Genomic DNA, 25,257 nt, shown 5'->3' with positions numbered 1-25,257 from the left:
TTCCGATCTGGCCGTCGGTGGTTGCTCGCGCAGTTCCCCGCGCCCCTGCGGGGCGCGGGCCTGGCAACCCCCTGGAGGGGGGAGCCCGGGTATCCCCCGAGCGGCTTTGCGGGGTAGCGTGCACAGCGCGCCGTCGCTGGTCGTTTGGTTGGCCGCACTCCGGGTCCTGATCCCGCAGAATAGGGAGGACCAGGTGCGCTCGAAACCGATCGGGCGCGGACGTCGACGCGGTCCCCCGGTCCGCTCCGTCCGCCGCCCCGGTCGTCCGGCAGGCGCACTCGTGAGACGGCGTGGAAGAGAGAATCGATTCTTGTGAGTGCTGCGATGCGAAGCCGTACCCCGGACCGCCTGTGCGCCGAGGCGGTCGAACTCGCCCGGGAGGCCGCCGAGGAGGCGGCGCTCCCCGGGAAGGTCGGCGAGCACGTCGAGGCCCTCGCCGACGGGGACCGGGTCGTCACGCACTACTTCGCCTGCGACGACCCCGGCTACCGGGGCTGGCGCTGGGCCGTCACCGTCGCCCGCGCCTCCCGTGCCAAGGCCGTCACCGTCGACGAGACGGTGCTGCTGCCCGGGCCCGACGCCCTCCTCGCCCCCGAGTGGGTGCCGTGGAGCGAGCGCCTGCGCCCCGGCGACATGGGCCCCGGCGACCTGCTGCCCACCGACGCGGAGGACCTGCGCCTGGAGCCGGGCTGGACCGGTGAGGACGTGCCGCCGCCGAACTCCGCCGTCTCCCGGGAGATGACCGAGCTGGTCGACGCCGAGGACGCCGAGGTCTCCGCCGGGCCGCCGTCCGCGCAGCCGACCGCGCCCGTGCGCGGTTCGATCGCCTCCCTGGCCGAGGAGCTCGGCATGCGCCGCGCCCGCGTCCTGTCCCGCTACGGGCTGCACACGGCCGCCGACCGCTGGGACGAGTCGTACGGCGCGAAGACCCCGATGGCGCAGGCGGCGCCCGCGTCCTGCGTCAGCTGCGGCTTCCTGATCCCCATCGGGGGATCGCTCGGCCAGGCGTTCGGCGTCTGCGGCAACGAGTTCGGTCCTGCGGACGGCCACGTGGTGTCCCTGTCCTACGGCTGCGGCGGCCACTCGGAGGCCGCCGTCATGCCGAAGCCGCCGCGGCCGGCGCCGCCGGTCATCGACGAGACGCTCGTCGATCTGATGCCGTTGCGGCCGGAGGCCGCGGAGGGTGCCGCCGAGGAGGACCTCGGGCACTCCTGACGGGGCGCCGGGTTTCGGGTGCGGGCTCGTTCTGGCTTGTCGCGCAGTTCCCCGCGCCCCTTCGGGGCGCTCAGCAGCTAGGAGACCACCAACGTGACCGACGACCTCTTCGGCACCGCACGCCTGCGGCGCGGAGTGCTGGACGCGTGGGCCGCGTCCCCCGCGCGGTTCCGGGAGGACGCCAACGCCGAGGAGGACCTGGTCCTCGGCGGCTACCGCGACCGGCTCGTGGTGGAGCTCGCCCAGAACGCCGCCGACGCCGCCGCCCGGGCCGGCGTCACGGGCCGCCTGCGCCTGACGCTGCACGCCGCCGGGCCGGGCGAGCGGCCGGTCCTGGCCGCGGCCAACACCGGTGCCCCGCTGGACGCGGCCGGCGTGGAGTCCCTCTCCACCCTGCGTGCCTCGGCCAAGCGCGACGACGCGGAGCTCGCCGGGACCGTCGGCCGGTTCGGCGTCGGCTTCTCCGCGGTCCTCTCCGTCACCGACGAACCCGCCGTCATCAGCCGTACCGGCGGCGTCCGCTGGTCCCTGTCGGAGGCGCACGACCTGGCCGTGGCCGCCGCCGGGGACACCCCCGAGCTCGCCGAGGAGATCCGCCGCCGCGACGGTCACGTCCCCCTGCTGCGCCTGCCGCTGCCCGCCGAGGGCACCGCTCCCGAGGGCTACGACACGGTCGTGGTCATGCCGCTGCGCGACGGCGCCGCGGAGGACCTCGCCGAACGGCTGCTCCGGGACGTCGACGACGCGCTCCTGCTCGCCCTGCCCGGCCTGGCCGAGGTGGCCGTGGAGACCCCGGACGGGCGGACCCGCACCCTGACGCGCGGTCAGGACGGCCCGTACGTGCTGGTCGACGACTCGGACCGCGGCACCGCCACCCGCTGGCGCGTGGAGCACGCCGGGGGCCGGCTGGACGCGGCCCTCCTCGCGGACCGCCCCGTCGAGGAACGCCTGCGCCCCGCCTGGTCCCTGACCTGGGCCGTCCCGGCCGGTCCGGACGGTGTCCCGGTCCGTCCCGGCACCGCCCCCGTGCTGCACGCGCCGACCCCCACCGACGAGCCCCTGGGCCTGCCCGCGCTGCTGATCGCGACGTTCCCGCTGGAGCCCACCCGCCGCCGCACGGCCCCCGGCCCGCTCACGGACTTCCTCACCGAGCGCGCCGCCGAGACCTACGCGGCGCTGCTCGCCGACTGGCACCCCGTCTCCGCCGGCACCCTCGACCTCGTACCGTCGCCGCTCGCGACGAGCCCGCTGGACGCCGAGCTGCGCCGCCGGATCCTGGACCGGCTGCCCCGCGTGGCCTTCCTGCCGAGCGCGGGCGCGGCCCGCGAGCCGGAGGAGGGGGACGAGGGGGAGACCACGGAGGAGCCGCACGCCCTGCGGCCCGTGGAGGCCGAGGTCGCGGAGGGCGCGGGCGCCGGGACCGTCGCCGTCCTGGGCGAGCTGTTCCCCAGCCTGCTGCCCGCGGGCCTGGAGCGCCGCCAGGAGCTGCGTGCGCTCGGTGTGGCCCGCGTGCCGCTGGGCGAGGTCGTCGACCGCCTGGCGGGCGTGGAGCGCGAGGCGGGGTGGTGGTGGCGGCTCTACGAGAGCCTCGCCGGCGTCGACCCGGACCGGCTCACCGGCCTGCCGGTACCCCTTGCCGACGGCCGGACGGCCGTCGGGCCGCGCCAGGTCCTGCTGCCCCTCGCGGACGAGACGGGCTCGCAGCGCCTGTCCCGGCTCGGCCTGAAGGTCGTCCACCCCGACGCGGCCCACCCGCTGCTGGAGAAGCTGGGGGCGACCCCGGCGTCGCCGCGCGCGATCCTGACGACGCCCCAGATCCGTGCGGCGGTCGCGGCGTCGCTGGACGCCGACGAGATCTGGGACGAGGAGGGCCTCGACCCCGACGCGCTGGTCGAGACCGTCCTCACCCTCGTCCGCGACGCGGACCTCGCCCCCGGCGACGAGCCCTGGCTCGCCGCCCTCGCCCTCCCCGACGAGGACGGCGAATTGGCACCGGCAGGCGAACTCGTCCTCCCCGGCAGCCCGTTCGAACAGGTCATCCGTCCCGGTGAACTCGCCGCGTGCGACGCCGAACTGGCCGAACGCTGGGGCGAACAGCCGCTCACCGCCGTCGGCGTGCTGGCCGGCTTCGCGCTCGTGCGCGCCACGGACGTCGTCCTCGACCCCGACGAACTGGAGCCCCGCGACGGCGACTTCGCCGAACCGGACGACGTGGGTCTGCTCGACGCCGTCGACGTGTGGTGCGAGGACGTGCTGGACCGCCTCCCCGACACCTCCGTGCCGCCCGTCGCCACCGAGATCGTCGCCGTGCGCGACCTGGACCTCGTCGACGACGACGCCTGGCCGCAGGCCCTCGCCCTGCTCGCACAGCCGCCGCTGCGGGACGCGCTGACCGCGCCCGTACGCGTCCTGCTGCCGGACGGCACGACCGAGTCCGTGCGCCCGTACGCCGCGTGGTGGCTGCGCGGCCACCCCGTCCTGGACGGCCGCCGCCCCGCCGGCCTGCGCGCGGAGGGCGGCGACCCGCTGCTCGCGGGCCTGTACGAGGCGGCGGACGCGGCGGGCCTCGCCGACGAGCAGGTGCTGCGCGCGCTGGGCGTGCGCACGTCGGTCGCGGCCCTGCTGGACGAGCCCGGTGGTGCGGCCGAGCTCCTGTCCCGCCTGGCGGACCCGGAGCGCGAGGTGACGGCCGGTCAACTGCACGGCCTGTACGGCGCGTTGGCGTCCATGGATCCCGATGAGGTCACCCTCCCCGACGAGCTGCGCGCCGTCGTCGACGGCGAGGTCCGTGTCGTGGACGCGGCGGAGGCGCTGGTCGCGGACGCCCCCGACCTGCTCCCCCTGGCGTCCGGCCACGCCCTGCTCCCCGTGCCGCCGGCCTGGGCGGCGGAACTGGCGGACTTGCTCCAGGTGCGCCGCCTCGGCGAGTTCGTCGTGGCGACGGCGGAGGCGGGGGCGGGTGAGACCCGCGAGGTCCCGGAGGAGGTGCAGTCGCTGCTGCCGGGCGCTCCCGCGACGTACGTGGAGCACGAGGAGCTGGTGATCGACGGCGTCGAACTGGACTGGCGCCTGGGCCCGGACGGCATCCTCCACGCGGCGACCCTGGAGGGCGTGGCGGCGGGCCTGGCCTGGTCGGCGGGCGCATGGGCACGCCGTTTCGAGGTGGCGGCCCTGCTGGAGGATTCGTCGCGGGGTGAGGAACTGGGGCGGCTGCGCTGGTTCGAGTAGAAGGCCGGGGGGCTTCGATACGCGGTCGTATGCGCCGAGCGCCCGTTTCGTAACCCAATGCGCCCTGTTTACTGCTTTCACCTGTCTGGAGGAAATCATTCCGCCGGGGTGACACTCCGAGCACTACGGAGCCGTCGCGCACCGCAGGGTTTCACCGGATCCACCCGGATCCACCTGGCTCCGTAGCCAGGAAGGGAACAGGCAATGCGCAACGTACGACCTCGCCTCGCCGGTATCGCAGCCCTGGCCGTCGCCGCGGCAGGGCTGGCGACGGCACCGGCCGCCCACGCAGCCCCCGCCGACGCTCTCGCCGTCACCATCACGCGGATGGATGTGCTGGCCCACATCCCCGTCGATGTCAGGGGTGAACTCATCAACACGGCCTTCCCGGCCAGGGAGGGCCTGACCGCAGTCGCCCTCGACACCGGACTGGAACTGGGCGAAGGAAGCACGTCGGAACCCGGCAACGGCGGGAACGAGGGCTACACCGTCCCGCTCACCCTGGACCTCGGAACGGTCCACAACGGGGAGGTCTCGCACGTCACGGTCACCGACCTGCAGACCAACCAATCGACTGAGAGTGTCACCGACATCGCCACCCTCACCTGCCACTTGAACGCCCTCGGCAACGGTTCGTGCAGCTGAGCGCTCCGTGGGAAGTGCGGTGCGTCGGCTGCGGGCTCGTCGTGGCTTGTCGCGCAGTTCCCCGCGCCCCTTTGGGGCGCGATCACGCACCGCACTTCGTCACCCCAAGCAGTGAGTTCGGCCGTTTGAGCTGAAAGCGGGCTGGTTGCCGAGCAGGATCCGCGGTAGCGAGGTGGGTGCGGGTGACGGGCCTGCGCCCCTCGGGCTCCGGGGAGGTGGGGTGCGGTGACGGACGAGACGTCCCAGCCGCCGCTCGGCTGGCGGTATGTCGGGAACCAGGTGAAGCTGTGGCGGACGGGCGCCGGGTTCACGCGGGAGGAGTTGGCCAAAGAGGCTGGGTACGGGTACGCGACCATCGAGTCGATGGAGCTGGGTCGGCGGCGGCCTACTGAGCGGGTGCTGCAGATCGCGGATGAAATGTGTGGGGCGCGGGGGAAGTTGCTCGCCGGACTGGAGTATCTGCAGCCCGATTCTATTTTGGTGCAGCAACGGGACTACAGGCGGTACGAGGTCGAGGCGGTCGCCACCAGTGCCTATCACCCGCTGACGTTTCCGGGGCTCCTTCAGACCGAGGAGACGATGCGCACGATGTTTGCCGCTCGTTGGCCACCCGTGAACGATGAGGGAGTCGACGAACTCGTGGCGAACCGGTTGGGTCGGCAGTCGCTTCTGCAGGATCAGGATAGAACGTTCAACTATGTTGTTCAGGAAGCTGTGTTGCGCCATCGGCTCGGGAGTGCCGAGGCGCACCGGCGGCAGCTGCGGCAGCTGCTGGAGGTGGGCGCCCGGCGGAATGTGAAGGTTCAGGTGATGGCGACAGGAGGCTGGCACTCTGGACTCTGCGGGGCCTTCACCCTCTTGGATCTGCCGGATCACAACCGCCTTGCCTACGTGGAGGGGCAACTGGTTCAGATGTTTTGCGAATCCGCTGAACAGGTGAGCCTCCTGTCCCGGCGCTACGCAGCCATTGCAGGGCAAGCTCTCAGGCCCGAGGAATCGGCCGAACTGATCGGCAAGTTGGCGGATGGAGTGTGAGCGAAGGTTGCTGCATGCCCTGATGGCATCGGAGTCCGGGACTCGAAGCTCGGCTTCGGCGGGACGCGTCTGGCCCTCTCACGGTCCAGCGCATATCCATACCCTGACCCACCCCGAGTTTCGGGCCCCGGGATCCGAGCGCTCTTTCCAAGGAATGGTGGGTCGTCAGACCCACCCACCCTCCCCAACTCCCGTATGCACACGTGCGGATGACATTTCTCGTGCACGGCGCTCCGGCGCGCCCCCGCCGTGTAGCGTGCCCATCAGCAAGCAACCCCCGCCCGGTGTTAGAGCACCGGAACGGGGGTCTGACCAACAAGATCGGTAAGGACGATCTCATGGCTGACGCCAAGCTTAGCCCTGCCGCGTCCCCGTACGCGGCCCCAATGGCTCGATCCGGCTACGGGAAGCGCAGCGTTCCCGATCAAGCCCCCCGGACCGCCCGCACGTTCGCGCACCTCGCGCCCCGTGAGGCTTCCGTCGCCGCGCACATCGACCGGCTGCCCGACGGTGCCGCCATGGACATCAAGACCCTGGCCAAGGAGATCGCCGCCTACGGGCAGCAGGCCGTGGCCTCCGCCCTCAAGGCGATCTCCGCCGCCGGGCACCTGCGCCGCGTCCGTGAACGGGTCGACGGCCACCGTACGCAGTGGGTCCAGCGCACCTACTTCTCCCGCACCCCGCGCACCGACGCCTGGTGGCGGCAGTTCCTGTCCGGCGATTCGCCCGCAGGGACGGCAGCCGTACCACCGCAGCCCGTTCACCCGCCCGAGCGCACCGCCGCCTACACCGCCCTCGCCGCACTCGGCCGCACCGACGCCCGTATGACGCTCTCCGCGAAGGAGTGCGCGGCCCTGGAGCCGTTGGCCGCCGAGTGGCTGGCCCGAGGCGTCCCCGCAGCGCACCTCGTCCAGGTGCTCACTGACCGGCTCCCCTCTCCCGTCCATGCCCCGGGCGCCCTTGCCCGCAAGCGGCTCACCGACAAGATGCCGCCCGAGCCCGAGCCGGTCGCCGCGCCCCTCCGCATCATGGAGTGCACCGGGTGCCGTGTCCCCGGGCCGCCCGAGGCCCTGCCCGGCGGACTGTGCCGCACCTGCCGCCACGACGACCGCGAGGCTCAAACAGCGGACGACAACAACGTCCGCGCCCACGTCGCCCGCCTGCGCGCCCTGGCCCGCTCGGAACGGGTGCCTCGTAACGCCCTGACCAGCACAAACACCCCGTCCTAAACTGGTCGTGGAGGCGAGGCCACCATGACCAGAAAAGTTGCCGACTGCCGCAAGTACCCCAGTGAGTCCCACTGCACCCTCACCATCGCCGGTGAGGAGGAAGAGGTCCTGCGCGCCGCCACCGCGCACGCCGTCTCCGTGCACAAGCACGAGGACACCCCCGAGCTCCGCGAGCAGATCCGCGGGCTGCTGGAGGACGAGAAGGCCGCCTAGGGCGCCCCGTAAGGGGCGCGGGGAACTGCGCGACCGGCCACGACGCGCCCGCAGCCGACGTACTCGGGGCTTCGCCCCGGACCTCTGGTGTAGTGCGTCGACTGCGGGCCGGTGGGGGTTGCTCGCGCAGTTCCCCGCGCCCCTTACGGGGCGCCCTAGGCCGGCCAGCGCCGGCTCACCCACCGCCAGGTGAACTCCAAAATGCAAGCCGCCGTGACCGCGATCCCCACGGCGGCCCACGGCATCGTCGTGCCCACCAGCCGCAGCGCGAAGAAGCGCTGCAGCCACGGCGTCAGGAGCACGATCACGAAGCCCGCGCCCATGGCCAGGACCAGGGCGACGCGCCACCACGTGTACGGGCGCGCGATGATCGCGAGGACCCACAGGGAGACGAGGAAGAGCGTGAGCGTCGCCGCGCTCGTCTCCGCCCCCAACGCGCCGTCCTGGCCCGCGTAGTGGGCGCGGGCCAGGACGTATGCGACGAAGGTGGCCGTTCCCGCGATCAGCCCGGAGGGGATCGCGTAGCGCATCACCCGGCGCACGAAGTGCGGCCTCGCGCGCTCCTTGTTGGGGGCGAGTGCCAGGAAGAAGGCGGGGACGCCGATCGTCAGCGTCGACAGCAGCGTCAAGTGCCGTGGCAGGAAGGGGTACGGGACCCGCGTGCACACCACCAGGATCGCCAGGAGTACCGAGTAGGCCGTCTTCGTCAGGAACAGGGTCGCCACGCGCGTGATGTTGCCGATGACGCGGCGGCCCTCGGCGACGACGGACGGCAGCGTCGCGAAGCTGTTGTTGAGCAGCACGATCTGGGCGACGGCGCGCGTCGCCTCCGAACCGGAGCCCATCGACACGCCGATGTCGGCGTCCTTGAGGGCGAGCACGTCGTTGACGCCGTCGCCGGTCATGGCCACCGTGTGGCCCCGCGACTGCAGGGCGCCCACCATGTCCCGCTTCTGCTGCGGGGTGACGCGGCCGAACACCGCGCCCCGGTCGAGGACTTCGGCCATCGCCTCCGGCTCAGCCGGCAGTCGTCGCGCGTCGACGGGCGCGTCGGCGCCCGGCAGGGCGAGCTTGGCGGCGACGGCGCCGACGGAGACCGCGTTGTCGCCGGAGATGACCTTCGCGGAGACGTTCTGCTCCGCGAAGTAGCGCAGCGTGTCGGCCGCGTCGGAGCGCAGCCGCTGTTCCAGGACGACCAGGGCGGTGGGGCGGGCGCCGTGCGCGACCCGTGGGTCGTCCAGGTCGCGCTCGGTGCGGGCGAGCAGGAGCACCCGCAGTCCCTGGGCGTTGAGCTGTTCGATCTCCGTCAGGGCCGTGTCGCCCTCGGGCAGCAGCACGTCGGGGGCGCCCAGCAGCCAGTTGCTGCTCTCCGCGTCGGGGCTGTTGAGGGCGGCGCCGCTGTACTTGCGGGCGGAGGAAAAGGGCAGTGACTCGGTGCAGCGCCAGCCGGAGCCGTCGGGGTAGGCGTCGATGATGGCCTGGAGGCTGGCGTTGGGGCGCGGGTCGGACTCGCCCAGGGCGCCGAGGACCTGGCGCACGTAGGTCTCGTCGGCGCGGGCGCCGGGCAGGACGCGCAGTTCGCTGACGTCCATGCCGCCCTCGGTGAGGGTGCCGGTCTTGTCCAGGCAGACGGTGTCGACGCGGGCGAGGCCCTCGATCGCGGGCAGTTCCTGGACCAGGCACTGCTGCCGGCCCAGCCGGATGACGCCGATGGCGAAGGCGACGGACGTCAGCAGGACGAGGCCCTCGGGGACCATGGGGACGATACCGGCCACCATGCGGCGCACCGCCTCGTGCCAGTCGTGCTTCTGCACCACCAGCTGGCTGACGATGAGGCCGATGGCGGCCGGGAGCATCATCCAGGTGACGAACTTGAGGATCTGGCTGATGCCGCTGCGCAGTTCGGAGTGGACGAGCGTGAAGCGGGAGGCCTCCTCGGCCAGTTGGGCGGCGTAGGCCTGGCGCCCGACCTTGGTCGCGGTGAAGGCGCCGTTCCCGGCGACGACGAAGGAGCCGGACATCACCGGGTCGCCGGGCCGTTTCAGCACGGGGTCGGCCTCGCCGGTCAGCAGCGACTCGTCGATCTCCAGCCCGTCGGCCTCGGCGACCTCGCCGTCCACGACGCACTTGTCGCCCGGGCCGAGTTCGATGAGGTCGCCGAGGACGATCCGGTCGGTGGGGATCGCGACGGGCGCGCCGTCGCGGCGCACGGTGGGGCGGACCTCGCCGATGAGGGCGAGGGAGTCCAGGGTCTTCTTGGCGCGCAGTTCCTGGAAGATGCCGATCGCGGTGTTGGCGACGATCACGAACCCGAAGAGACCGTCCTGGATCGGTCCGACCACCAGGATGATCAGGAAGAGCACGCCGATGATCGCGTTGAACCGGGTGAGGACGTTGGCGCGGACGATGTCCGCCAGCGAGCGCGAGGAGCGGACGGGCACGTCGTTGACCTCGCCCCGGGCGACGCGCTCGGCGACCTCGCGGGCGGTGAGTCCGGGCGCGGGGGCGACAGTCTCCACCGGATCGCTCATGGATCCGACGGTACGGGCGGACGGGCCCGTTCACCTTTCGGAGCGGTCCGGAGGGTCCCGGAGCGTTGCGAAAGTGGTCAGCCCCGGACGGATTCGGCCTGCTGCGCGGCCTTGTGCCGCTTGATGGCGGCGTCCCGCTTGCGGACGTACCAGATGCCGACGAGGCCGAGCCCGCCGCCGGCCAGGCAGGTCCACAGCCACCACAGGTGTCCGTGGTCCCGGAACCAGCCGTAGAAGGGCAGCTGGGCGACGAAGAGGACGAACCACAGGATCGTGCCGCCGGTGATGGTGCCGACGACCGGGCCCTCCAAGGGCTCGGGTGCTTCGTGCCGGGGAGTCCATTTCGTCATGGCGTTCAGCCTAGTGCGTCCCTGAAGTGGGCGATTAGCCATCCGGGCTTTGTTTGTTCATACTGAATAAGCCTGGATTTGATTGAGTGGTTTTGTTTGATCCTCCAATCGTGATCCTTTTCTTCCGTCCCGGCCTCCCCGGCCCGAACGACTGAGGTTCCTGCATGACCACCTCGGCCAGCCCTGCGGTCGAAGACCGGCAGCAGTCCGACGCTGTCCCGCACCAGATACCGAACCCCGAACCGGACCCCGGGCCGCGGAACGTCCTCGACCGGTATTTCCGGATCACCGAGCGCGGTTCGTCCGTCTCCCGTGAACTCCGCGGCGGCCTGGCCACGTTCTTTGCGATGGCCTACATCGTCGTGCTGAACCCGATCATCCTCGGGGCCGGTCACGACAAGTTCGGGCACCAGCTGGACAACGCCCAACTCGTCACCGCCACCGCCCTGATGGCCGGGCTCTCCACGGTCCTCATGGGCGTGATCGGCAATGTGCCGATCGCCTGCGCCGCGGGCCTCGGCATCAACGCCGTCGTCTCGCTCCAGCTCGCCCCCAAGATGAGCTGGCCGGATGCCATGGGCATGGTGGTACTGGCCGGTCTGGTGCTGATGCTGCTGGTGGCCTCGGGACTGCGGCAGCGGGTGATGGACGCGATCCCGGGCGGGCTGCGCCGCGCGATCGCCATCGGCATCGGCCTGTTCATCTCGCTGATCGGCCTGGTCGACTCGGGCTTCGTCTCCCGCAACCCGGACGCCGCGCACACCACCGTCCCGCTCGCCCTCGGCCAGGGCGGTCAGCTGCACGGCTGGCCGGTGCTGATCTTCGTGCTCGGGCTCGCGCTCACCTTCGTCCTGGTCGTCCGCAAGGTGCGCGGTTCGATCCTCATCGGCATCGTGGCCATGACGGTGCTCGCGATCGTCGTCAACGCGGCCGCCGGACTGCCGGACACCGCCTGGGGCCTGAGCGTGCCCAAGGTGCCGTCGCACATCGTCGGGGCGCCCGACTTCGGCCTCATCGGCCACATCAGCCTCTTCGGCGGCTTCCGTGAGGTCGGGCTGCTGACCGGCTGCCTCTTCGTCTTCACGGTGCTGCTGTCCGGCTTCTTCGACGCGATGGGCACGATCATCGGCGTCGGCGAGGAGGCCGGACTGATGGACGAGAAGGGCCAGCTGCCCAACATGGGCCGGATCCTCATGGTCGACGGCATCGCCGTCGCGGCCGGCGGCCTCGGCTCGTCCTCGGCGAACACCTGCTTCGTGGAGTCCACGGCCGGTGTCGGCGAGGGTGCCCGCACGGGCCTGGCCAACCTGATGACCGGCGGCCTCTTCCTGCTGGCCCTGGTCTTCACCCCGCTCGCCACGGTGGTGCCCTCGCAGGCGGCGACCCCCGCCCTGCTGGTCGTCGGCTTCCTGATCATGGCGTCCAACGTCCGGGAGATCGACTGGAGCGACTTCACGATCGCGATCCCGGCGTTCCTGACGGTTGTCTCCATGCCGTTCACGTACTCGATCACCAACGGCATCGGGATCGGCGTCCTCGCCTTCATCCTGCTGCGGATCGCCGACCGGCGGGCGCGGGAGATCCCCTGGCTGCTGAACGCGGTCGGGCTGTGCTTCCTCGTGTACTTCATGCTCAACCCGATCGAGCAGGCGCTGGGCGTGAAGTAGTCAAGCCGCGCTCAGCAGCGTACGAGGCCGCAACGGGCGGCCGGGCCGCGTGCCCGGCCGCCCATGTGCTTTCTCCTGCATCTGTGCGCCCTCGTGCCCCACTTTCCTTAGTCCAGGTAATGAGTTAATCTAATGAACATGCCGGATTCATCCCGCACCAGCCCCGAGGACACGGCCGCCGTCAATGCACTGCGGTCGGGTGTCATGCGCCTGTCGCGGAGGCTCAAGCACCAGCGTGTCGACGAGTCGCTCAGCCCCACCGAGATGTCGGTGCTGGGCACCCTCGCCCGCTGCGGCTCCGCCACCCCGGGCGAACTCGCCCGCAAGGAGCATGTGCAGCCTCCGTCGATGACGCGCATCGTCGCGCTCCTGGAGGCCAAGGGACTGGTCCGGCTGGAACCGCACCCCGAGGACCGCCGCCAGAAGGTGGTCCGGCAGACCGAACAGGCCGAGGCGATGCTCGAGGAGAGCCGTCGCAAGCGCAATGCCTGGCTCTCCGAACTGGCCGGACAGCTCGACGAGGACGAATGGGCGACGCTGCGCGCCGCCGCGCCCGTCCTGGAGAAGCTCGCGCACCTGTAGGGACCTCGGACCCGGCCGGGCCGGGGGCCTGCCGCACGACGCACGGAGTACGCCGCACGGAAAGAGAGGCGAACCCACCTTGAGTACGGGACCCGGAGCAGACTCCGCACCCGCACCGAACCGCCACGACGACGACACCCGCACGACCTCCCTGCAGCCCGGGACGGCGCCCGCTGCGCCTGACGCGCCCGTCGCGCCCGCCAAGGGGGGCACCTTCAGCTCACTGCGCATCCGCAACTACCGTCTCTACGCCGGCGGACAGGTCGTCTCCAATGCCGGCACATGGATGCAGCGCATCGCCCAGGACTGGCTGGTCCTCGGCCTGACCGGCTCCTCCGCCGCCGTGGGCATCACCACGGCCCTGCAGTTCCTGCCCATGCTGCTGTTCGGGCTCTACGGCGGCGTCATCGCCGACCGCTGCCCCAAGCGGCCCCTGCTGGTCGTCACGCAGGCCGCGATGGGCGCCACCGGGCTGGCCCTCGCGGCGCTCACGCTCTCCGGACATGTCCAGGTTTGGCATGTCTACCTCATAGCATTCGTGCTGGGCGTGGTGACCGTCGTCGACAACCCCGCCCGCCAGGCCTTCGTCTCCGAGATGGTCGGCCCCGCCGACCTGCGCAACGCGGTCAGCCTCAACTCCGCCAACTTCCAGTCGGCCCGGCTCGTCGGCCCCGCCGTCGCCGGTGTGCTGATCACCGCCGTGGGCAGCGGCTGGGCGTTCCTGCTCAACGGGATCTCCTTCGCCGCGCCCGTCGCGGCGCTGCTGATGATGCGCACCTCGGAGCTGCACAAGGCCGAGCGCGCCCCGCGCGGCAAGGGGCAGTTGCGGGAGGGGCTGCGGCATGTCGCCGAACGGCCCGAGCTGATCTGGCCGATCGTGCTGGTCGGCTTCATCGGCACCTTCGGCTTCAACTTCCCCATCTGGCTCACCGCGTTCGTCAACAACGTCTTCCACGCGGGAGCCGGTACGTACGGACTGCTCAACACCCTCATGGCGGCCGGGTCGTTGGCGGGCGCCCTGCTCGCGGCGCGGCGCGGCAGCTCGCGGCAGCGGCTGCTGATCGGTGCGGCCGCGGCGTTCGGCGCCCTGGAGATCGCGGCGGCGCTGGCGCCGGAGTTCTGGGTCTTCGCGCTGCTGCTCGTCCCGATAGGGATGTGCGGCCTGACGATCAACGTCATCGCGAACTCGAGCGTCCAGCTGGCCTCCGATCCCGCGCTGCGGGGCCGGGTCATGAGCCTGTTCATGATGGTCTTCATGGGCGGTACGCCGCTGGGCGCTCCGCTGGTGGGCTGGGTGACGGACGTGTACGGGCCGCGGGTCGGCTTTCTGGCGGGCGGCGCGATCTCGCTGGCCGCCGCCGCGGGGGTGGGCTTCGCCCTTGCCCGTGCCGGGGGGCTCCGCCTGAAGGTGGATCTTCGCCGGGGGCACCGGGGTGTGGCCTTCGTGCCGCGGTCCGCTGCGCGGGCGGAACCAGTGGCTACCGCCGCCGTGTGAGGTGCGGGTCCGCTGTGGCTTGTCGCGCAGTTCCCCGCGCCCCTTACGGGCGCGGGGCGGGGAACCTCTGCCCCGTAAGGGGCGCGGGGAACTGCGCGACCAGCCACGACGGACCGGCAGTCGAAGAACCGCGCATCCAGCGGATCCAAGGGACACTGGTCCCATGCGTCTGTTCGTCGCAGTGACCCCGCCCCCCTCCGCGGTCGCCGAACTCGCGGAAGCCGTGGCTCCGTTGCGTTCGCTGCCGGGAGCCGGGCGGCTGCGCTGGGCCGAGCCGGACACCTGGCACTTCACGCTCGCCTTCCTCGGCGAGGTCGACGAGGAGCGGCTGCCGGAGCTCGGCGAGCGGCTCGCGCGCGCCGCGCACCGGCATCCGCCGCACGAGCTGCGGTTCGCCGGGGGCGGGCGGTTCGGTGACCGGATCCTGTGGGCCGGGGCGCAGGGCGAGACGGAGACGCTGCGCGGGCTGGCCCGCTCCGCCGCGGCGGGGGCGCGGCGGGCCGGGGTGGCGGTCGACGACAGGCGCCCCTTCCACCCCCACCTCACCCTCGCCCGCTCGGCCACCGGCCGGGTGAGCCTGGTGCCGTACGCGGCGGGGCTCGCGGACTTCCGGGGCGCCCCGTGGACGGCGGGCCGCCTGGAGCTGATCCGCAGCCGGCTGCCCGCCGGGGGCGTCCCCGGCGAGCGGCCCCGCTACGAGCTCGTCGAGGCCTGGAGCCTGGGTCGATGACGGGCGGCGCGCCCGGCCGGATACGCTCGGGGGGTGGACCCGAAGACCAGGAACCGGATCATGACCGGTGCGCTTGCCGTGATACTCGTCGTCGTCGCCGTGGTGGCCGCGGTGAAGTGACGGCCCCGTCGGCTCACCAGGCGAACGCCTCCGGTGACGGCCCCGGCCCCGGGAAGATCTCGTCCAAGGACGCCAACAGCTCCTCCGGCAGAGTCAGTTCGACGGCCCGCAACGCCGAGTCGAGCTGTCCCCGCGTCCGCGGCCCGGTGATCGGGGCGGTGACCTCGGGCCGGGTCAGCAGCCAGGCCAGGGCCACCTCGCCGGGCTCCAGCCCGTGCTTGTCGACCACGTCCTCGTAGGCCTGGATCCGTTCGCGGATCCCGGTCTTCGCCAGTGCGTCCGCGGACCGGCCGGTCTCCGCGGCCTTGCGGATCGCGCCGCCCAGCAGGCCGCCGCCGAGCGGCGACCAGGGGATGACCCCGAGCCCGTACGCCTCGGCCGCCGGGAGCACCTCCATCTCGGCGCGCCGCTCGGCGAGGTTGTAGAGGCACTGCTCGCTGACCAGGCCGAGTGTGTTGCGGCGCCGGGCGGTCTCGTTGGCGCGGGCGATGTGCCAGCCGGCGTGGTTGGAGGAGCCGACGTAGAGGATCTTGCCCTGCTGGACGAGGACGTCCATGGCCTGCCAGATCTCGTCCCAGGGCGTGGCCCGGTCGACGTGGTGGAACTGGTAGAGGTCGATGTGGTCCGTGCGCAGCCGCTGCAGGCTGGCGTCGACGGCGCGGCGGATGTTGAGTGCGGAGAGCCGGTCCTCGTTGGGCCACGGCTCGCCCTCGCCCTGCATGCCGCCGAAGACCTTGGTGGCCAGGACGACCCGGTCGCGGCGGTGGCCGCCGCGGGCGAACCAGGCGCCGATGATCTCCTCGGTGCGGCCTCTGCGGACGCCCCAGCCGTAGACGTTGGCGGTGTCGAAGAAGTTGACGCCGGCGTCGAGCGCGGCGTCCATGATGGCGTGGCTTTCGGCCTCGTCGGTGCGGGGCCCGAAGTTCATCGTGCCGAGAACGATGCGGCTGACCTTGAGTCCCGTACGTCCGAGCTGCGTGTACTCCATGGGTCCTTAGCCAACGCCCTTGAGTGCGCTCCCATCAAGGGGCTGTCCGGGTGTACACGTGTGTGCACACCCGGACAGCCGGACATCCGACCGGACGGTCAGCCGCGGGCGGGCTCCCGCTCCACCGGTATCCACAGCAGGGCGTCCGCCCGGCCCTCGTGGAGGACGCGCACGCGCAGGATCTCCGGCCCCGGCCGGCTGCGGTACGGGTTCGACGGGAACCACTGCGTGAAGACGTCCCGCCACATGAGCTGGAGCGCCTGGGGGAACGGGCCGGAGCTCTCGAAGACGGCCCAGGTGCCCGCCGGAACGGTGAGGGCCTCCAGGTCCTCGGGCACGTCGGCGCCGCTCACCACGCCGTGCCAGTAGTCGAGTTCGGTGCCCTCCGCGCGGCTGGGGTCGAGCTTGTCGCTCACGGCGAGGATCCCCTCCGGCTCGCCGTCGGACAGTGCGGTGATGCGCTGGACGGTCTCCTGCCCCAGCCCCTTGATGAACTCGGCGATGGCGGGGTTCACCCCCTGGTGGACGAGCGGGACGCGGGCCTTCCGCCCGACGATGCGGAACTCGTCCTTCTCCACGACCCGGTACTGCATGCTGCTGCTCCCTTCGACGATGAGACGGAAGGACATCCGGGGCTGGGAGCACAGGGCCGCACCGGTCCGCCGGGCCTCGCCCGGGCCGATGCCGTGCACGGCACGGAACGCCCGGGCGAACGCCTCGCCCGAGGTGTAGCCGTAGCGCACGGCGACGTCGAGCAGCGTCCGCTCCCCGGCGAGCACCTCGGCGCCGGCGACGGTCAGCCGCCTGCGCCGGATGTACTCGGACAGCGGGATCCCGGCCAGCGCGGAGAACATCCGGCGGAAGTGGTACTCCGACGTCACGGCGATCCGGGCCAGTTCGGCCACGTCGATCTGCCGGTCGAGGTGCTCCTCGATGTGCTCCAGGGCCCGGTTCAGCTGTTCCAGCACTGCCCCCGGTCTCCTTCCTTCCTACGGTCGTTCACGCTACGGAGGGCGCACCTTCCCGGACCCGACATCCCGTGCCCGGAACGGTCGGGTCACGCGGAGGTGTAGGGCTCGCCGATTCCCCAGCCCTGGTGCATCGCGTCCGCGAAGGCGGCGGCGAGGCGGTGCTCGCCGTGCGGGCTCGGGTGGGTGCCGTCGTAGGTGTCGAGCGCGACGTCCCAGTGGGGCGGGGGAGAGGCGAGCAGCAGCGGCGAGCCCGGCCGGTCGAGGTCGGCGACGGTCTTGGCGAGCAGCTCGTTGAAGTCCTCGCACTGCGCGGCGAAGGCGGGGTCGCCCAGGGTGCGCACGTTGGGGAGCACGGGCAGCAGCACGGCCTGCACGCGCGGGTTGGCGGCGCGGGCCTCGGCGAAGAAGCGGCGGACGTTGTCGGCCGTCTGCCCGGGATCCGTGTAGAAGCCGAGGTCGATGAGGCCGAGGGAGACGAGCAGTGTGTCGGCCCGGTGGGTGCGGACGGCGTCGTGGACGAGGGGTGCCATGTGGTACCACCCCTCGCCCCAGCCGGCGAGGTGCACCCGGCACTTCTCGGGAAAGTCCGGTGCGCCGTAGGCGTGCGAGACGGGGGCGTCGGCGGCGGGCTCGTGGAGGGTGTCCCGCGGCCCGACGATCCGGAACGGCCCGCCGTGGGTGGCGCACAGGTGCTGCCACATCCGGTAGCGCCAGGTGAGGTCACCGGCGCTGCCGATGGTCATGGAGTCGCCGACGAACATCAATCGCATGGGCCGTATCAAAGCACGGGGCCGCGCCCCGAAGGGGCGCGGGGAACTGCGCGACCAGCCACAATGGACCCGCACCCGAAAAAGCTCCGCACCCCGGCGGGAGTGCCACGGCGTAGCGTGGATACATGGGCGACGGCGACGGCACGAGCCGCGAGAAGGTCACCCTGCACGGTGCCCCGGAGACCATGCTCGCCACGCTGTACGGCAGGGCGCTGGACAGCCGCGCCCCCGTGCCGGTGCTGGGGGACGACGAGGCCGACCGGACCGTGCGGCGCATCGACTACGACTTCCGCCGCACCGGCATGACGAGGACCAGCGCGGCCGGTGTCGCCCTGCGGGCCAAGCTGCTGGACGACTGGACCGCCGAGTTCCTGGAGCGGCACCCCGTGTGCACCGTGCTGCACCTCGCGTGCGGCCTGGACAGCCGGGTGCGGCGGATCGGGCCGGGGCCGTCGGTGCGGTGGGTGGACGTCGACCTGCCGGAGGTCGTCGACCTCCGGCGCCGGCTGGTGCCCCGCCCCGCCGGGGACTATCGCGTGATCGGCGCCTCCGTCACCGATCCGCGATGGCTCGGGGAGGTGCCGGCGGACCGCCCGGCCGTCGTCGTCTTCGAGGGCCTGTCGATGTACCTGCGCAAGGAGGACGGCAAGCGGCTCGTCCAGGCCGTCACCGGCCGTTTCCCCGCAGGGGAGTTGCTCTTCGACGCCTTCAGCTCCCTCGGCATCCGCCTCCAGAAGCTCGTCCCCCTCGTCCGGCACGCGGAGGCCACGCTCTACTGGGCCATCGACGACCCCGCCGAACTGGAGGGCTGGCACGAGGGCCTGCGGTGCCTGGACGCGGTGCGCGCCTTCGACACCCCGGGCTGCGCCCAACGGCTTTCGCCCGCCGGGAGGTTGGGGGTGTGGGCGATGGTCCGCACCCCGGGCTGGCGCGACGTCGCACGGATACTGCGCTACGGGTTCTAGGGCCTGTCCGGCGGATCTTCGTCGCGCGGCACCGCAGCGCCCCTGACGGGGCGCACCGCACCCACGGGTGAAGATCCGCCGGACACGCCCTAAACCCGCGCGACAACCCGCACCCGCAGAACCGCCTACCCAGTGAAACGCTGCGCTGCCAACCTCTTCGCCGCTTCCGGCAGTTGCCGGTTCCGGAAGTCCTCTCAACCTTCCGGAGGCACCGTACGTCCTCCTACCTTCTGATCTGAGCGCTCCGGACCGCTGCTCTCGGGCCGGTCGGCCCGATCCACCGGGAAAAAGGAGGACACCATGAAGCAGGCCTACGAGACCCCGATGCTCGTCGCGATGGGCGAATTCCGCGAGATCACCGGTCTCCTCGGGTTCAGGGGCAACGACGAGATCGTCCTGGACAAGCATGTCTGACGGCGCGAACGGCTGAGACGCCGAGGACTGTGATGTCCGAACCGAGCGTCATGCCGGGCCACGGCGAGTCGTGCTTCGCGGTCCTGCCGGACCGTGTGGCCGCGCTCGCCGTGGCTCCGCTCATGGGCGGCGCGAAAGCGCCACGGTTGTGCCACCCCTCGGGGCGGCCATGGCTGGTGGGGCGGTGGGCCGAGGGCGAGCTGGTGGCCGCGGCCGTCCGCGGCACCCGGCTTGTCGTGATCGGCGACCACGCGGTGGACGAGGCCTGGCTGGAGGCCGAGGCCGCCCGGCTGCGCGACCCGGGCCAACTCGGTCCGCTGGCCGGGCGGTTGCCGGGCTGCTCCCACCTGGTGGCGCTGGTCGACGGGGTGACGCGGGTCCAGGGCCCCGCATCCGGCCTCCGCCTGGTGTTCCACACCCGCATACGCGGCATGGAGATCGCCGCCGACCGGGCCGACACCCTGGCGGCGCTCACCGGCGCGCAGATCGACGAACGGCAGGTCGCGGCACGGCTGTTGTGGCCGATGCCGCATCCGCTGCCCGACCACTGTCTCTGGCACGGCGTCGAGTGCGTGCCCGCCGGCGAAGCGCTGGAGATCGCGGCCGGCGGGCGCGACCACCGGCGGACGTGCTGGTGGACGCCGCCCGAACCGGTGCGGCCGCTGGCCGCGCAGGCCGAGTCCATACGCGACGCCCTCGCCGGGGCCGTGGAGGTGCGCACCGGTGCGGGCGGCGTGATCAGCTGCGATCTCTCCGGCGGTCTCGACTCCACCTCCATGACCTTCCTCGCCGCGCGGGGCAAGGCCCGTGTCCTGGCCGGCACCCGGCCCGGCCGGGACCCCGCCGACGACGACCTGATGTGGGCGCGGCTCGCCATGACCCACCTGCCCGACGTGGAGCACGTGGTCTGGTCGCCCGAGGCCAAGCCCCTCGTCTACCAGGACCTGCTGGGGATCGACGACGCGCTCGACGAGCCGACGATCGGGGTGATGGACCGGGCGCGGCTGGTCACCCGCTTCCCCGCCCTGCTCGCCCGCGGCAGCCGGCGCCATCTCACCGGCATCGGCGGCGACCACGTGGCCTGGTCGGCCGAGGCGCACTTCCATACCCTGCTGCGGCGCAAACCCCTCTTCGCGCTACGGCAGTTGCGCGGGTTCCGCGCCCTGTGGACCTGGCCGCTGACCGGCATGATGCGGGAACTCGCCGATGCGCGCCCGTACCGCCGGTATCTGCGCGACGCCGCCGACGGGCTGGGGAGCGTCCGGCCCTCCGGGGTGGCCGGAGCCCTGGGCTGGGGCATGCCGCCGCGGCTCTTCCCCTGGGTGACGCCCGAGGCGCACCGGATGATCCGGGAACTCCTCTGCGAGGCCGCCGAGTCCGCCGAACCCATGGCTCCCACCCGCGGTGAGCACCTGGACATCTCGCAGATCAGGAGCACCACGCGGATCATCCGCCAGTGGGACTGGGCCTGTGTGCGGGAGGGCCTGCCGACCTCCCATCCGTACTTCGACGACCGGGTGATCGAGGAGTGCCTGGCGGTCCGCCCGGAGGACCGCGTCTCGCCCTGGGAGTACAAGCCGCTGCTGGTGGCGGCGATGCGCGGGATCGTCCCCGACGAGTGCCTGGCCCGCTCCACCAAGGCGCACGCGTCCCTGGACGCCGCCGAGGGGCTGCGCCGCCATCGTGGCGACCTGCTGGCCCTGTGGAGCGGGTCGCGGCTGGCCCGGATGGGGCTGGTCGACGCCGGACGGCTGCGTGACCTGGCGCTGCGGCCGGACACGCCCGAACTGCGCGAGTCGATCCTCTACTCGACGATCGCGTGCGAGATCTGGCTGCGCACCCTCGACAACCGACCGTCCGCCGTGCTGCCGACCGCCGGCACATCCTGAGCAGGAGGCTGGAACCGATGGCTCTGCACTTCCGATCCCACCTCTCCACCGTGGACACCGAATACGGCACGGTGCTGCTCGACGAGCGCACCGGAGCCTACTGGCAACTCAACCGCACCGGGGCCACGGTGGTCCGCATACTGCTCGACGGGCACGAGCCGGAGGAGGCTGCGGAGGCGCTGATCACGAAGTTCGACGTGGGCGCTGAGCAGGCGCGGAGCGACGTGGCCGCCCTGGTGGCCGCCCTCCGCGAGGCCAGGCTGGTGACCTCGTGAGTTCGCCCGCGGCGCTGCTGCGCCCCGACCCGGTCCCCCGGCGGGCCAGGATGCTCGCGCGCGTCGCGGTGGCGGCCGCCCGGGTGCTGGCCCTGCTGCCGCCGTACCGTCTCCGGTCGGTCCTGGGCGCGCTGCGGCACGGCGCCCGCCCCGCCACGTACGCGCAGGCGAGCGCCGCGCGCAACGCCGTCCTCGCGGCCAGCCTGCGGTGCAGCGGTCCGAAGGGCTGCCTGCCGCGCTCCCTGGCGACGGTTCTGGTGTGCAGGGCGCGCGGCACCTGGCCGAGCTGGTGCGTGGGAGTACGGGCGCTGCCGCCGCCCGGTGCGCACGCCTGGGTGGAGGCGCAGGGCCGCCTCGTGGACGAATCGGTGCCCGCGGGCTATTTCCGCGCATTGTTCACGGTGCCCCCGGTGAAACCGGCAGCACCGGAAGTGCCTGCCAGTGACGTAGATCTGGACCGGTCCCGGCTGTCCACCGAATAGGTCCCGTGCCCTGTAGGTAGAACCTCACGCACGGAGAACAGGCTGCGATTCTGCAAGGACTTGGTCTTGTGGCGGTGTCGGAAGAATCTGTCGAAAATCCCCCGGACCATCTGCCCGGCTTGCTCGAAGTCCTCCTCGGGCCGGAGGCTCTCGAGTACCGTCTCACCGAACTGCTGGCCGGGGCGGAGCACGTGTCGAGCGTGCTGCCCTCGGCCCTCCGGCGCTCGCCGACGGTCTGGGACCGGCTGCTGGCCGCGCGCAAGCACAGCCGGGTGCTCGTCGAGGGGAGCGCGGCGCGGTGCCGGCCCGCGGTGCGGTGGCTCGGCGAAGTCGCCCGGCACGGGCCCGAGATACGCGTCCACTGCGGTCTCCCGGCCGGTGCGGCACTCCCGATGTTCGTCTTCGACGGGCGGTACTCGGTGGTGCCGGTGGACCGGCCGGGCGCCTGCGGCACGGCCCTGCTGTGCAAAGGGGCGCTCGCGACGGCGCACCGCACGCTGTTCGAGGCCCTGTGGGCCTGCTCGCTGCCCCAGGAGACCGGGGGGACGGGGGCGGCCGGGCTCTCCTTACGGGAACTGGGCATCGTCACCCTGCTGTTGGCGGGAGCCACCGACGAGCAGGCCGCGACCCGCACCGGGGTGAGCGCGCGGACGGTGCGCACCGTCGTCGCCCGGCTCCAGCGGCGCTTCGGCACCAACTCCCGTATGGCACTGGGGTTCCGGCTGGCGGGCTCGGGCGTCTGCGTCGGCCCCGCACAGGCGCTCCGGCCGGCCCGCCCGCCGACGCCGGCGCCCGGCGCACACCACACCTGCAGGGACGGAAACCGGGATGGGGGTACGGCATGAGCGGGCTGCTCGGCCGAATACGGCGGAAGGCGACGTCGCCTCCGCGCACGGCGGACGACGAACTCTTCGGCGGCCGCAGGGTGCTGGACCGCGGTTTCGCGCGGCACGAACACGCCGGCCTGCGGATGTCGTTCCTGGCCATGGCCCGCAGGATCCCGCACCTCGTCGCCCGGAGCGCCGGCCTGGCCTGGTCGGTGGACCGCACGGCCCTGGGCACGGTCGCCGCGGCGGAGGCCGGCCAGGGGCTCGGGGCCGCCTTCGGGCTGCTCGCCACCAACCGTGTGCTGGTCCGGCTGTTCGCCGCCGCGCCCACGGCGGAACGGGTCGGGGCCGCGCTCCCGTCGCTGGCGTGGGTCGCCGCCGCCGGCGCCCTGGTCGCGGTGCTGCGCGAGATCTCCAAGGCCGCCACCGGACGGCTGGAGCCCAAGGTCGAGCGGGCGGCCGCGGTGCAGCTGCTCCGGCCGGTGATCGGTGCGGAGCTGGCGGCCATGGAGGACCCGGAGTTCCGGCGGCTGCTGGACTCCGCGCAGTACGGCACCGATGCCGCGCGGCGCATGGTCCATCTCAACGTCGCCGTCGTCAACGCACTGATCTCCCTGGTCTCGGCCGCGGGCGTGCTGGCCGTGCTGCACCCCGTCCTGCTGCCGATGCTCGTGCTGATCGCCCTCCCCAAGGGCTGCGGCGCCGTCCGCTCGGCCCGGCGCCGGTACCGCAGCATCCAGGCCTGGCTGGAGCACCTCCGCAAACGCCACCAGCTCGCCGGCCTGCTGATCGAGCAGCGCACCGCCACCGAGATACGGGTGCACGCCGTGGGCCCTTATCTGCTCGGCCACTTCGAGGCGATGTCGCAGGAGGGCGAGGACGAGCAGGCCCGCCTGGCCCGCGCCGAGGCCGCCACCGGGCTGGCCGCCGGCGCCGTGTCCGGCATCGCGACCGCCGCCACCTTCGTCGTGCTGGGCCTGCTCCTCACGACGGGCATGATCCCGCTGGCGGTCGCCGGTACCGCGGTGATCGCGATACGGACCAGCACCCTCCAGCTCGGCTCGTTCGTCGGCCAGGTCAACCAGCTCTACGAGGAGTCCCTCTTCTACATCGACCTCGAACGGGCCGTCGCCCGCGCCGCCGAGCGGGCCATCCCGCAGCGCGGAACCGACGTCGGCAAGCCCCCGGACGAGATCCGGCTGGAGAACGTGACGTTCACCTACCCGGACCGGTCCGCGCCCGCGGTCTCGGACGTCTCCCTGACCGTCCGCCGGGGACAGATCATCGCCCTCGTCGGCGAGAACGGATCCGGCAAGACCACGCTCAGCAAGCTGCTCGCCGGGCTGTACGTGCCGGACAAGGGGCGGATCACGTGGGACGGCACCGACGTCACGGAGCTGGACCGCAGCAGCCTCTTCGAGCATGTCACCCTGATCGCCCAGGACTTCATGCGCTGGCCGTTCACCGCCCGCACCAACATCCTCGTCGGCAGGCCGGACGCCGGACCGGACCCCGGCCGGATCGACCGGGCCGCCGCCTACGCGGAGGCCGACACGGTGATCGCCGAACTCCCCAAGGGGCTCGACACCCTGCTGGACCGCAACTACAGCGAGGGCGTCAACCTCTCCGGCGGCCAGTGGCAGCACTTCGCGCTGGCACGGGCGAAGTTCCGCGACGGCTCCGTCATCATCGCCGACGAGCCCACCGCCGCACTCGACGCCCGCTCCGAGATCGCCGCCTTCGCCCGCATCCGCGAACTCGCGGCGGACGGCCACACCGTGATCCTGATCAGCCACCGCATGGCGTCGTGCCGCCACGCCGACACCATCTACGTGCTCCACCACGGCCGCCTGACGGAACAGGGCACCCACGCCGCCCTCCTGGCCCGTCCCGGATCCCTGTACGCCTCGTACTACAACCTCCAGGCGGACCAGTTCGCCTCGTGACCGGAACCGCCGGTGGTGCGGGACGCGCCCGCACCACCGACCGGCCGACCGACTGACCGCTCAGCTCACGTACAGCTTGCCCGGGTGCGGGTAGTTGTTGTACCGGCTCTGCAGCTCGCGGATGTCGTGCGGGCTGAGCTTGATGCAGCCGTTGGAGGCGTAGTTGCCCGTCCAGTGGTACGGGCCGCTGCCCTGGGCGCCGCTGGGGAGCATCCTGCTGTGGATGAACAGTTCGGTGCGCCACTTGCCGCTGTGGCACTGGTGGTTGCCGATGTCCCACGCGATGCCGTTGACGCCGTGCGGGCCGCCGTTGTGGTGCGGGTAGTAGGTGCCGATGTTGTAGGTGCCGTCGGGCAGCCAGCCCCGGCTCGTCGCGCAGGTGTCCTTGCTGCCGTCGCCGGAGCCGGCGCGCCAGCTGTCGAGGATCGTGGTGTGGGTGCGGTCCCCGCTGATCCGCTGGACGTAGACGAAGCGCAGGCGCGAGTTCAGCGGGTCGGAGCCCTTCTTGAACTCAAGGTAGGTGTAACTGCTGCCCGCTGCCTGCGGGGTGGCGTTCGCGACGGCGGGCGCCAGCCCGACCGTGGCGGTTGCGACCGACAGGGCCGCGAGTGCCCCGAGTTTGCTCCGCAGAGTGCGCATGGACGTGTTTCCCCCTGTTGTCGTTGTCGCTGTCGTTGTCGTGACCGCGGT

23 protein-coding genes are annotated in these 25,257 nt (G+C 72.3%); 17 read left to right on the top strand and 6 right to left on the bottom strand.

Features of this window, described 5'->3' with window-relative positions:
• The first annotated feature begins 324 nt into the window (after positions 1–324).
• The 6 genes from ACWD4B_RS23380 to ACWD4B_RS23355 all read left to right on the top strand — a co-directional run bounded on the left by ACWD4B_RS23380 (position 325) and on the right by ACWD4B_RS23355 (position 7,565).
• Positions 325–1,215 (top strand): DUF3027 domain-containing protein, encoded by an 891-nt coding sequence (locus tag ACWD4B_RS23380; RefSeq protein ID WP_451422563.1) that lies wholly within the window; start codon positions 325–327, stop codon positions 1,213–1,215.
• 93 nt (positions 1,216–1,308) lie between these two features.
• Positions 1,309–4,443: a sacsin N-terminal ATP-binding-like domain-containing protein gene (locus tag ACWD4B_RS23375; protein WP_451422562.1), complete on the top strand. Its 3,135-nt coding sequence runs from the start codon at positions 1,309–1,311 to the stop codon at positions 4,441–4,443.
• A gap of 204 nt (positions 4,444–4,647) precedes the next feature.
• The gene (locus ACWD4B_RS23370) at positions 4,648–5,088 is read left to right on the top strand and encodes a hypothetical protein (RefSeq protein ID WP_451422561.1); all 441 of its coding nucleotides are present in this window, start codon (positions 4,648–4,650) and stop codon (positions 5,086–5,088) included.
• A gap of 225 nt (positions 5,089–5,313) precedes the next feature.
• Positions 5,314–6,123, top strand: a complete 810-nt coding sequence (locus ACWD4B_RS23365) for a helix-turn-helix domain-containing protein (RefSeq protein WP_451422560.1) — start codon at positions 5,314–5,316, stop codon at positions 6,121–6,123.
• Between the two features lie 386 nt (positions 6,124–6,509).
• Positions 6,510–7,352, top strand: a complete 843-nt coding sequence (locus ACWD4B_RS23360) for a hypothetical protein (RefSeq protein ID WP_451422559.1) — start codon at positions 6,510–6,512, stop codon at positions 7,350–7,352.
• A gap of 24 nt (positions 7,353–7,376) precedes the next feature.
• A complete protein-coding gene (locus ACWD4B_RS23355; RefSeq protein WP_336414694.1) occupies positions 7,377–7,565 on the top strand; it encodes a DUF1059 domain-containing protein in 189 nt (62 codons plus the stop codon).
• 155 nt (positions 7,566–7,720) lie between these two features.
• Here the strand turns inward: ACWD4B_RS23355 and ACWD4B_RS23350 are convergent, their stop codons facing one another.
• Positions 7,721–10,096 carry an HAD-IC family P-type ATPase gene (locus ACWD4B_RS23350; RefSeq protein WP_451422558.1) on the bottom strand — a complete coding sequence of 792 codons (2,376 nt, stop codon included), beginning with the start codon at positions 10,094–10,096 and terminating at the stop codon, positions 7,721–7,723.
• A 77-nt stretch (positions 10,097–10,173) separates the two neighbouring features.
• On the bottom strand, positions 10,174–10,446 hold the full coding sequence (locus ACWD4B_RS23345) for a DUF2530 domain-containing protein (protein ID WP_451422557.1): 273 nt from the start codon (positions 10,444–10,446) through the stop codon (positions 10,174–10,176).
• A gap of 164 nt (positions 10,447–10,610) precedes the next feature.
• Between ACWD4B_RS23345 and ACWD4B_RS23340 the strand changes: the two genes are divergently transcribed.
• The 4 genes from ACWD4B_RS23340 to thpR all read left to right on the top strand — a co-directional run bounded on the left by ACWD4B_RS23340 (position 10,611) and on the right by thpR (position 14,920).
• The gene (locus ACWD4B_RS23340) at positions 10,611–12,113 is read left to right on the top strand and encodes an NCS2 family permease (RefSeq protein ID WP_451422556.1); all 1,503 of its coding nucleotides are present in this window, start codon (positions 10,611–10,613) and stop codon (positions 12,111–12,113) included.
• A 132-nt stretch (positions 12,114–12,245) separates the two neighbouring features.
• On the top strand, positions 12,246–12,695 hold the full coding sequence (locus ACWD4B_RS23335) for a MarR family winged helix-turn-helix transcriptional regulator (RefSeq protein WP_390780406.1): 450 nt from the start codon (positions 12,246–12,248) through the stop codon (positions 12,693–12,695).
• A gap of 79 nt (positions 12,696–12,774) precedes the next feature.
• On the top strand, positions 12,775–14,190 hold the full coding sequence (locus tag ACWD4B_RS23330) for an MFS transporter (RefSeq protein ID WP_451422555.1): 1,416 nt from the start codon (positions 12,775–12,777) through the stop codon (positions 14,188–14,190).
• Between the two features lie 163 nt (positions 14,191–14,353).
• Positions 14,354–14,920, top strand: coding sequence for an RNA 2',3'-cyclic phosphodiesterase (thpR, locus tag ACWD4B_RS23325; RefSeq protein WP_451422554.1), 567 nt, complete (start codon positions 14,354–14,356; stop codon positions 14,918–14,920).
• A 133-nt stretch (positions 14,921–15,053) separates the two neighbouring features.
• On the opposite strand, the gene ACWD4B_RS23320 is transcribed toward thpR, so the two are convergent.
• The 3 genes from ACWD4B_RS23320 to ACWD4B_RS23310 form a co-directional block, all read right to left on the bottom strand.
• Positions 15,054–16,028 carry an aldo/keto reductase gene (locus ACWD4B_RS23320; protein ID WP_451422553.1) on the bottom strand — a complete coding sequence of 325 codons (975 nt, stop codon included), beginning with the start codon at positions 16,026–16,028 and terminating at the stop codon, positions 15,054–15,056.
• A 98-nt stretch (positions 16,029–16,126) separates the two neighbouring features.
• On the bottom strand, positions 16,127–16,996 hold the full coding sequence (locus ACWD4B_RS23315) for an AraC family transcriptional regulator (protein WP_451422552.1): 870 nt from the start codon (positions 16,994–16,996) through the stop codon (positions 16,127–16,129).
• Between the two features lie 89 nt (positions 16,997–17,085).
• The gene (locus tag ACWD4B_RS23310; RefSeq protein ID WP_451422551.1) at positions 17,086–17,769 is read right to left on the bottom strand and encodes a GDSL-type esterase/lipase family protein; all 684 of its coding nucleotides are present in this window, start codon (positions 17,767–17,769) and stop codon (positions 17,086–17,088) included.
• Between the two features lie 125 nt (positions 17,770–17,894).
• Here ACWD4B_RS23310 and ACWD4B_RS23305 point away from each other — a divergent pair, with 125 nt between their 5' ends.
• From ACWD4B_RS23305 to ACWD4B_RS23275, 7 genes are all read left to right on the top strand, one after another.
• Positions 17,895–18,734, top strand: coding sequence for a class I SAM-dependent methyltransferase (locus ACWD4B_RS23305; protein ID WP_451422550.1), 840 nt, complete (start codon positions 17,895–17,897; stop codon positions 18,732–18,734).
• A gap of 300 nt (positions 18,735–19,034) precedes the next feature.
• Positions 19,035–19,148, top strand: coding sequence for a keywimysin-related RiPP (locus ACWD4B_RS23300; RefSeq protein WP_451422549.1), 114 nt, complete (start codon positions 19,035–19,037; stop codon positions 19,146–19,148).
• Between the two features lie 32 nt (positions 19,149–19,180).
• On the top strand, positions 19,181–21,037 hold the full coding sequence (locus tag ACWD4B_RS23295; protein ID WP_451422548.1) for an asparagine synthase-related protein: 1,857 nt from the start codon (positions 19,181–19,183) through the stop codon (positions 21,035–21,037).
• 17 nt (positions 21,038–21,054) lie between these two features.
• The gene (locus ACWD4B_RS23290; RefSeq protein WP_451422547.1) at positions 21,055–21,312 is read left to right on the top strand and encodes a lasso peptide biosynthesis PqqD family chaperone; all 258 of its coding nucleotides are present in this window, start codon (positions 21,055–21,057) and stop codon (positions 21,310–21,312) included.
• The gene (locus ACWD4B_RS23285) at positions 21,309–21,794 is read left to right on the top strand and encodes a lasso peptide biosynthesis B2 protein (RefSeq protein WP_451422546.1); all 486 of its coding nucleotides are present in this window, start codon (positions 21,309–21,311) and stop codon (positions 21,792–21,794) included. The genes ACWD4B_RS23290 and ACWD4B_RS23285 overlap by 4 nt, the downstream gene beginning before the upstream one ends.
• 119 nt (positions 21,795–21,913) lie before the next feature.
• Positions 21,914–22,639: a LuxR C-terminal-related transcriptional regulator gene (locus ACWD4B_RS23280; protein ID WP_451422545.1), complete on the top strand. Its 726-nt coding sequence runs from the start codon at positions 21,914–21,916 to the stop codon at positions 22,637–22,639.
• Complete coding sequence (locus ACWD4B_RS23275) at positions 22,636–24,567, top strand: ABC transporter ATP-binding protein (RefSeq protein ID WP_451422544.1); 1,932 nt, start codon at positions 22,636–22,638, stop codon at positions 24,565–24,567. The genes ACWD4B_RS23280 and ACWD4B_RS23275 overlap by 4 nt, the downstream gene beginning before the upstream one ends.
• 60 nt (positions 24,568–24,627) lie before the next feature.
• Here ACWD4B_RS23275 and ACWD4B_RS23270 read toward each other — a convergent pair whose 3' ends face one another.
• Positions 24,628–25,206 carry a hypothetical protein gene (locus tag ACWD4B_RS23270; protein ID WP_451422543.1) on the bottom strand — a complete coding sequence of 193 codons (579 nt, stop codon included), beginning with the start codon at positions 25,204–25,206 and terminating at the stop codon, positions 24,628–24,630.
• Positions 25,207–25,257 lie beyond the last annotated feature (51 nt).

It is taken from the genome of Streptomyces sp. NPDC002536 (assembly GCF_053594995.1).
The sequence above is the reverse complement of the archived record's forward strand: the minus strand, read 5'-3'. Positions and strand labels throughout refer to the sequence as shown.

Bases quoted from the DNA above. Each gene is read 5' to 3' on its own strand.
- ACWD4B_RS23370 (WP_451422561.1), top strand. From the start codon at position 4,648: ATGCGCAACGTACGACCTCGCCTCGCCGGTATCGCAGCCCTGGCCGTC.
- thpR (WP_451422554.1), top strand. From the start codon at position 14,354: ATGCGTCTGTTCGTCGCAGTGACCCCGCCCCCCTCCGCGGTCGCCGAA.
- ACWD4B_RS23380 (WP_451422563.1), top strand. From the start codon at position 325: ATGCGAAGCCGTACCCCGGACCGCCTGTGCGCCGAGGCGGTCGAACTC.
- ACWD4B_RS23320 (WP_451422553.1), bottom strand. From the start codon at position 16,028: ATGGAGTACACGCAGCTCGGACGTACGGGACTCAAGGTCAGCCGCATC.
- ACWD4B_RS23300 (WP_451422549.1), top strand. From the start codon at position 19,035: ATGAAGCAGGCCTACGAGACCCCGATGCTCGTCGCGATGGGCGAATTC.
- ACWD4B_RS23350 (WP_451422558.1), bottom strand. From the start codon at position 10,096: ATGAGCGATCCGGTGGAGACTGTCGCCCCCGCGCCCGGACTCACCGCC.
- ACWD4B_RS23355 (WP_336414694.1), top strand. From the start codon at position 7,377: ATGACCAGAAAAGTTGCCGACTGCCGCAAGTACCCCAGTGAGTCCCAC.
- ACWD4B_RS23335 (WP_390780406.1), top strand. From the start codon at position 12,246: ATGAACATGCCGGATTCATCCCGCACCAGCCCCGAGGACACGGCCGCC.
- ACWD4B_RS23270 (WP_451422543.1), bottom strand. From the start codon at position 25,206: ATGCGCACTCTGCGGAGCAAACTCGGGGCACTCGCGGCCCTGTCGGTC.
- ACWD4B_RS23340 (WP_451422556.1), top strand. From the start codon at position 10,611: ATGACCACCTCGGCCAGCCCTGCGGTCGAAGACCGGCAGCAGTCCGAC.
- ACWD4B_RS23295 (WP_451422548.1), top strand. From the start codon at position 19,181: ATGTCCGAACCGAGCGTCATGCCGGGCCACGGCGAGTCGTGCTTCGCG.
- ACWD4B_RS23345 (WP_451422557.1), bottom strand. From the start codon at position 10,446: ATGACGAAATGGACTCCCCGGCACGAAGCACCCGAGCCCTTGGAGGGC.
- ACWD4B_RS23275 (WP_451422544.1), top strand. From the start codon at position 22,636: ATGAGCGGGCTGCTCGGCCGAATACGGCGGAAGGCGACGTCGCCTCCG.
- ACWD4B_RS23360 (WP_451422559.1), top strand. From the start codon at position 6,510: ATGGCTCGATCCGGCTACGGGAAGCGCAGCGTTCCCGATCAAGCCCCC.
- ACWD4B_RS23290 (WP_451422547.1), top strand. From the start codon at position 21,055: ATGGCTCTGCACTTCCGATCCCACCTCTCCACCGTGGACACCGAATAC.
- ACWD4B_RS23310 (WP_451422551.1), bottom strand. From the start codon at position 17,769: ATGCGATTGATGTTCGTCGGCGACTCCATGACCATCGGCAGCGCCGGT.
- ACWD4B_RS23305 (WP_451422550.1), top strand. From the start codon at position 17,895: ATGGGCGACGGCGACGGCACGAGCCGCGAGAAGGTCACCCTGCACGGT.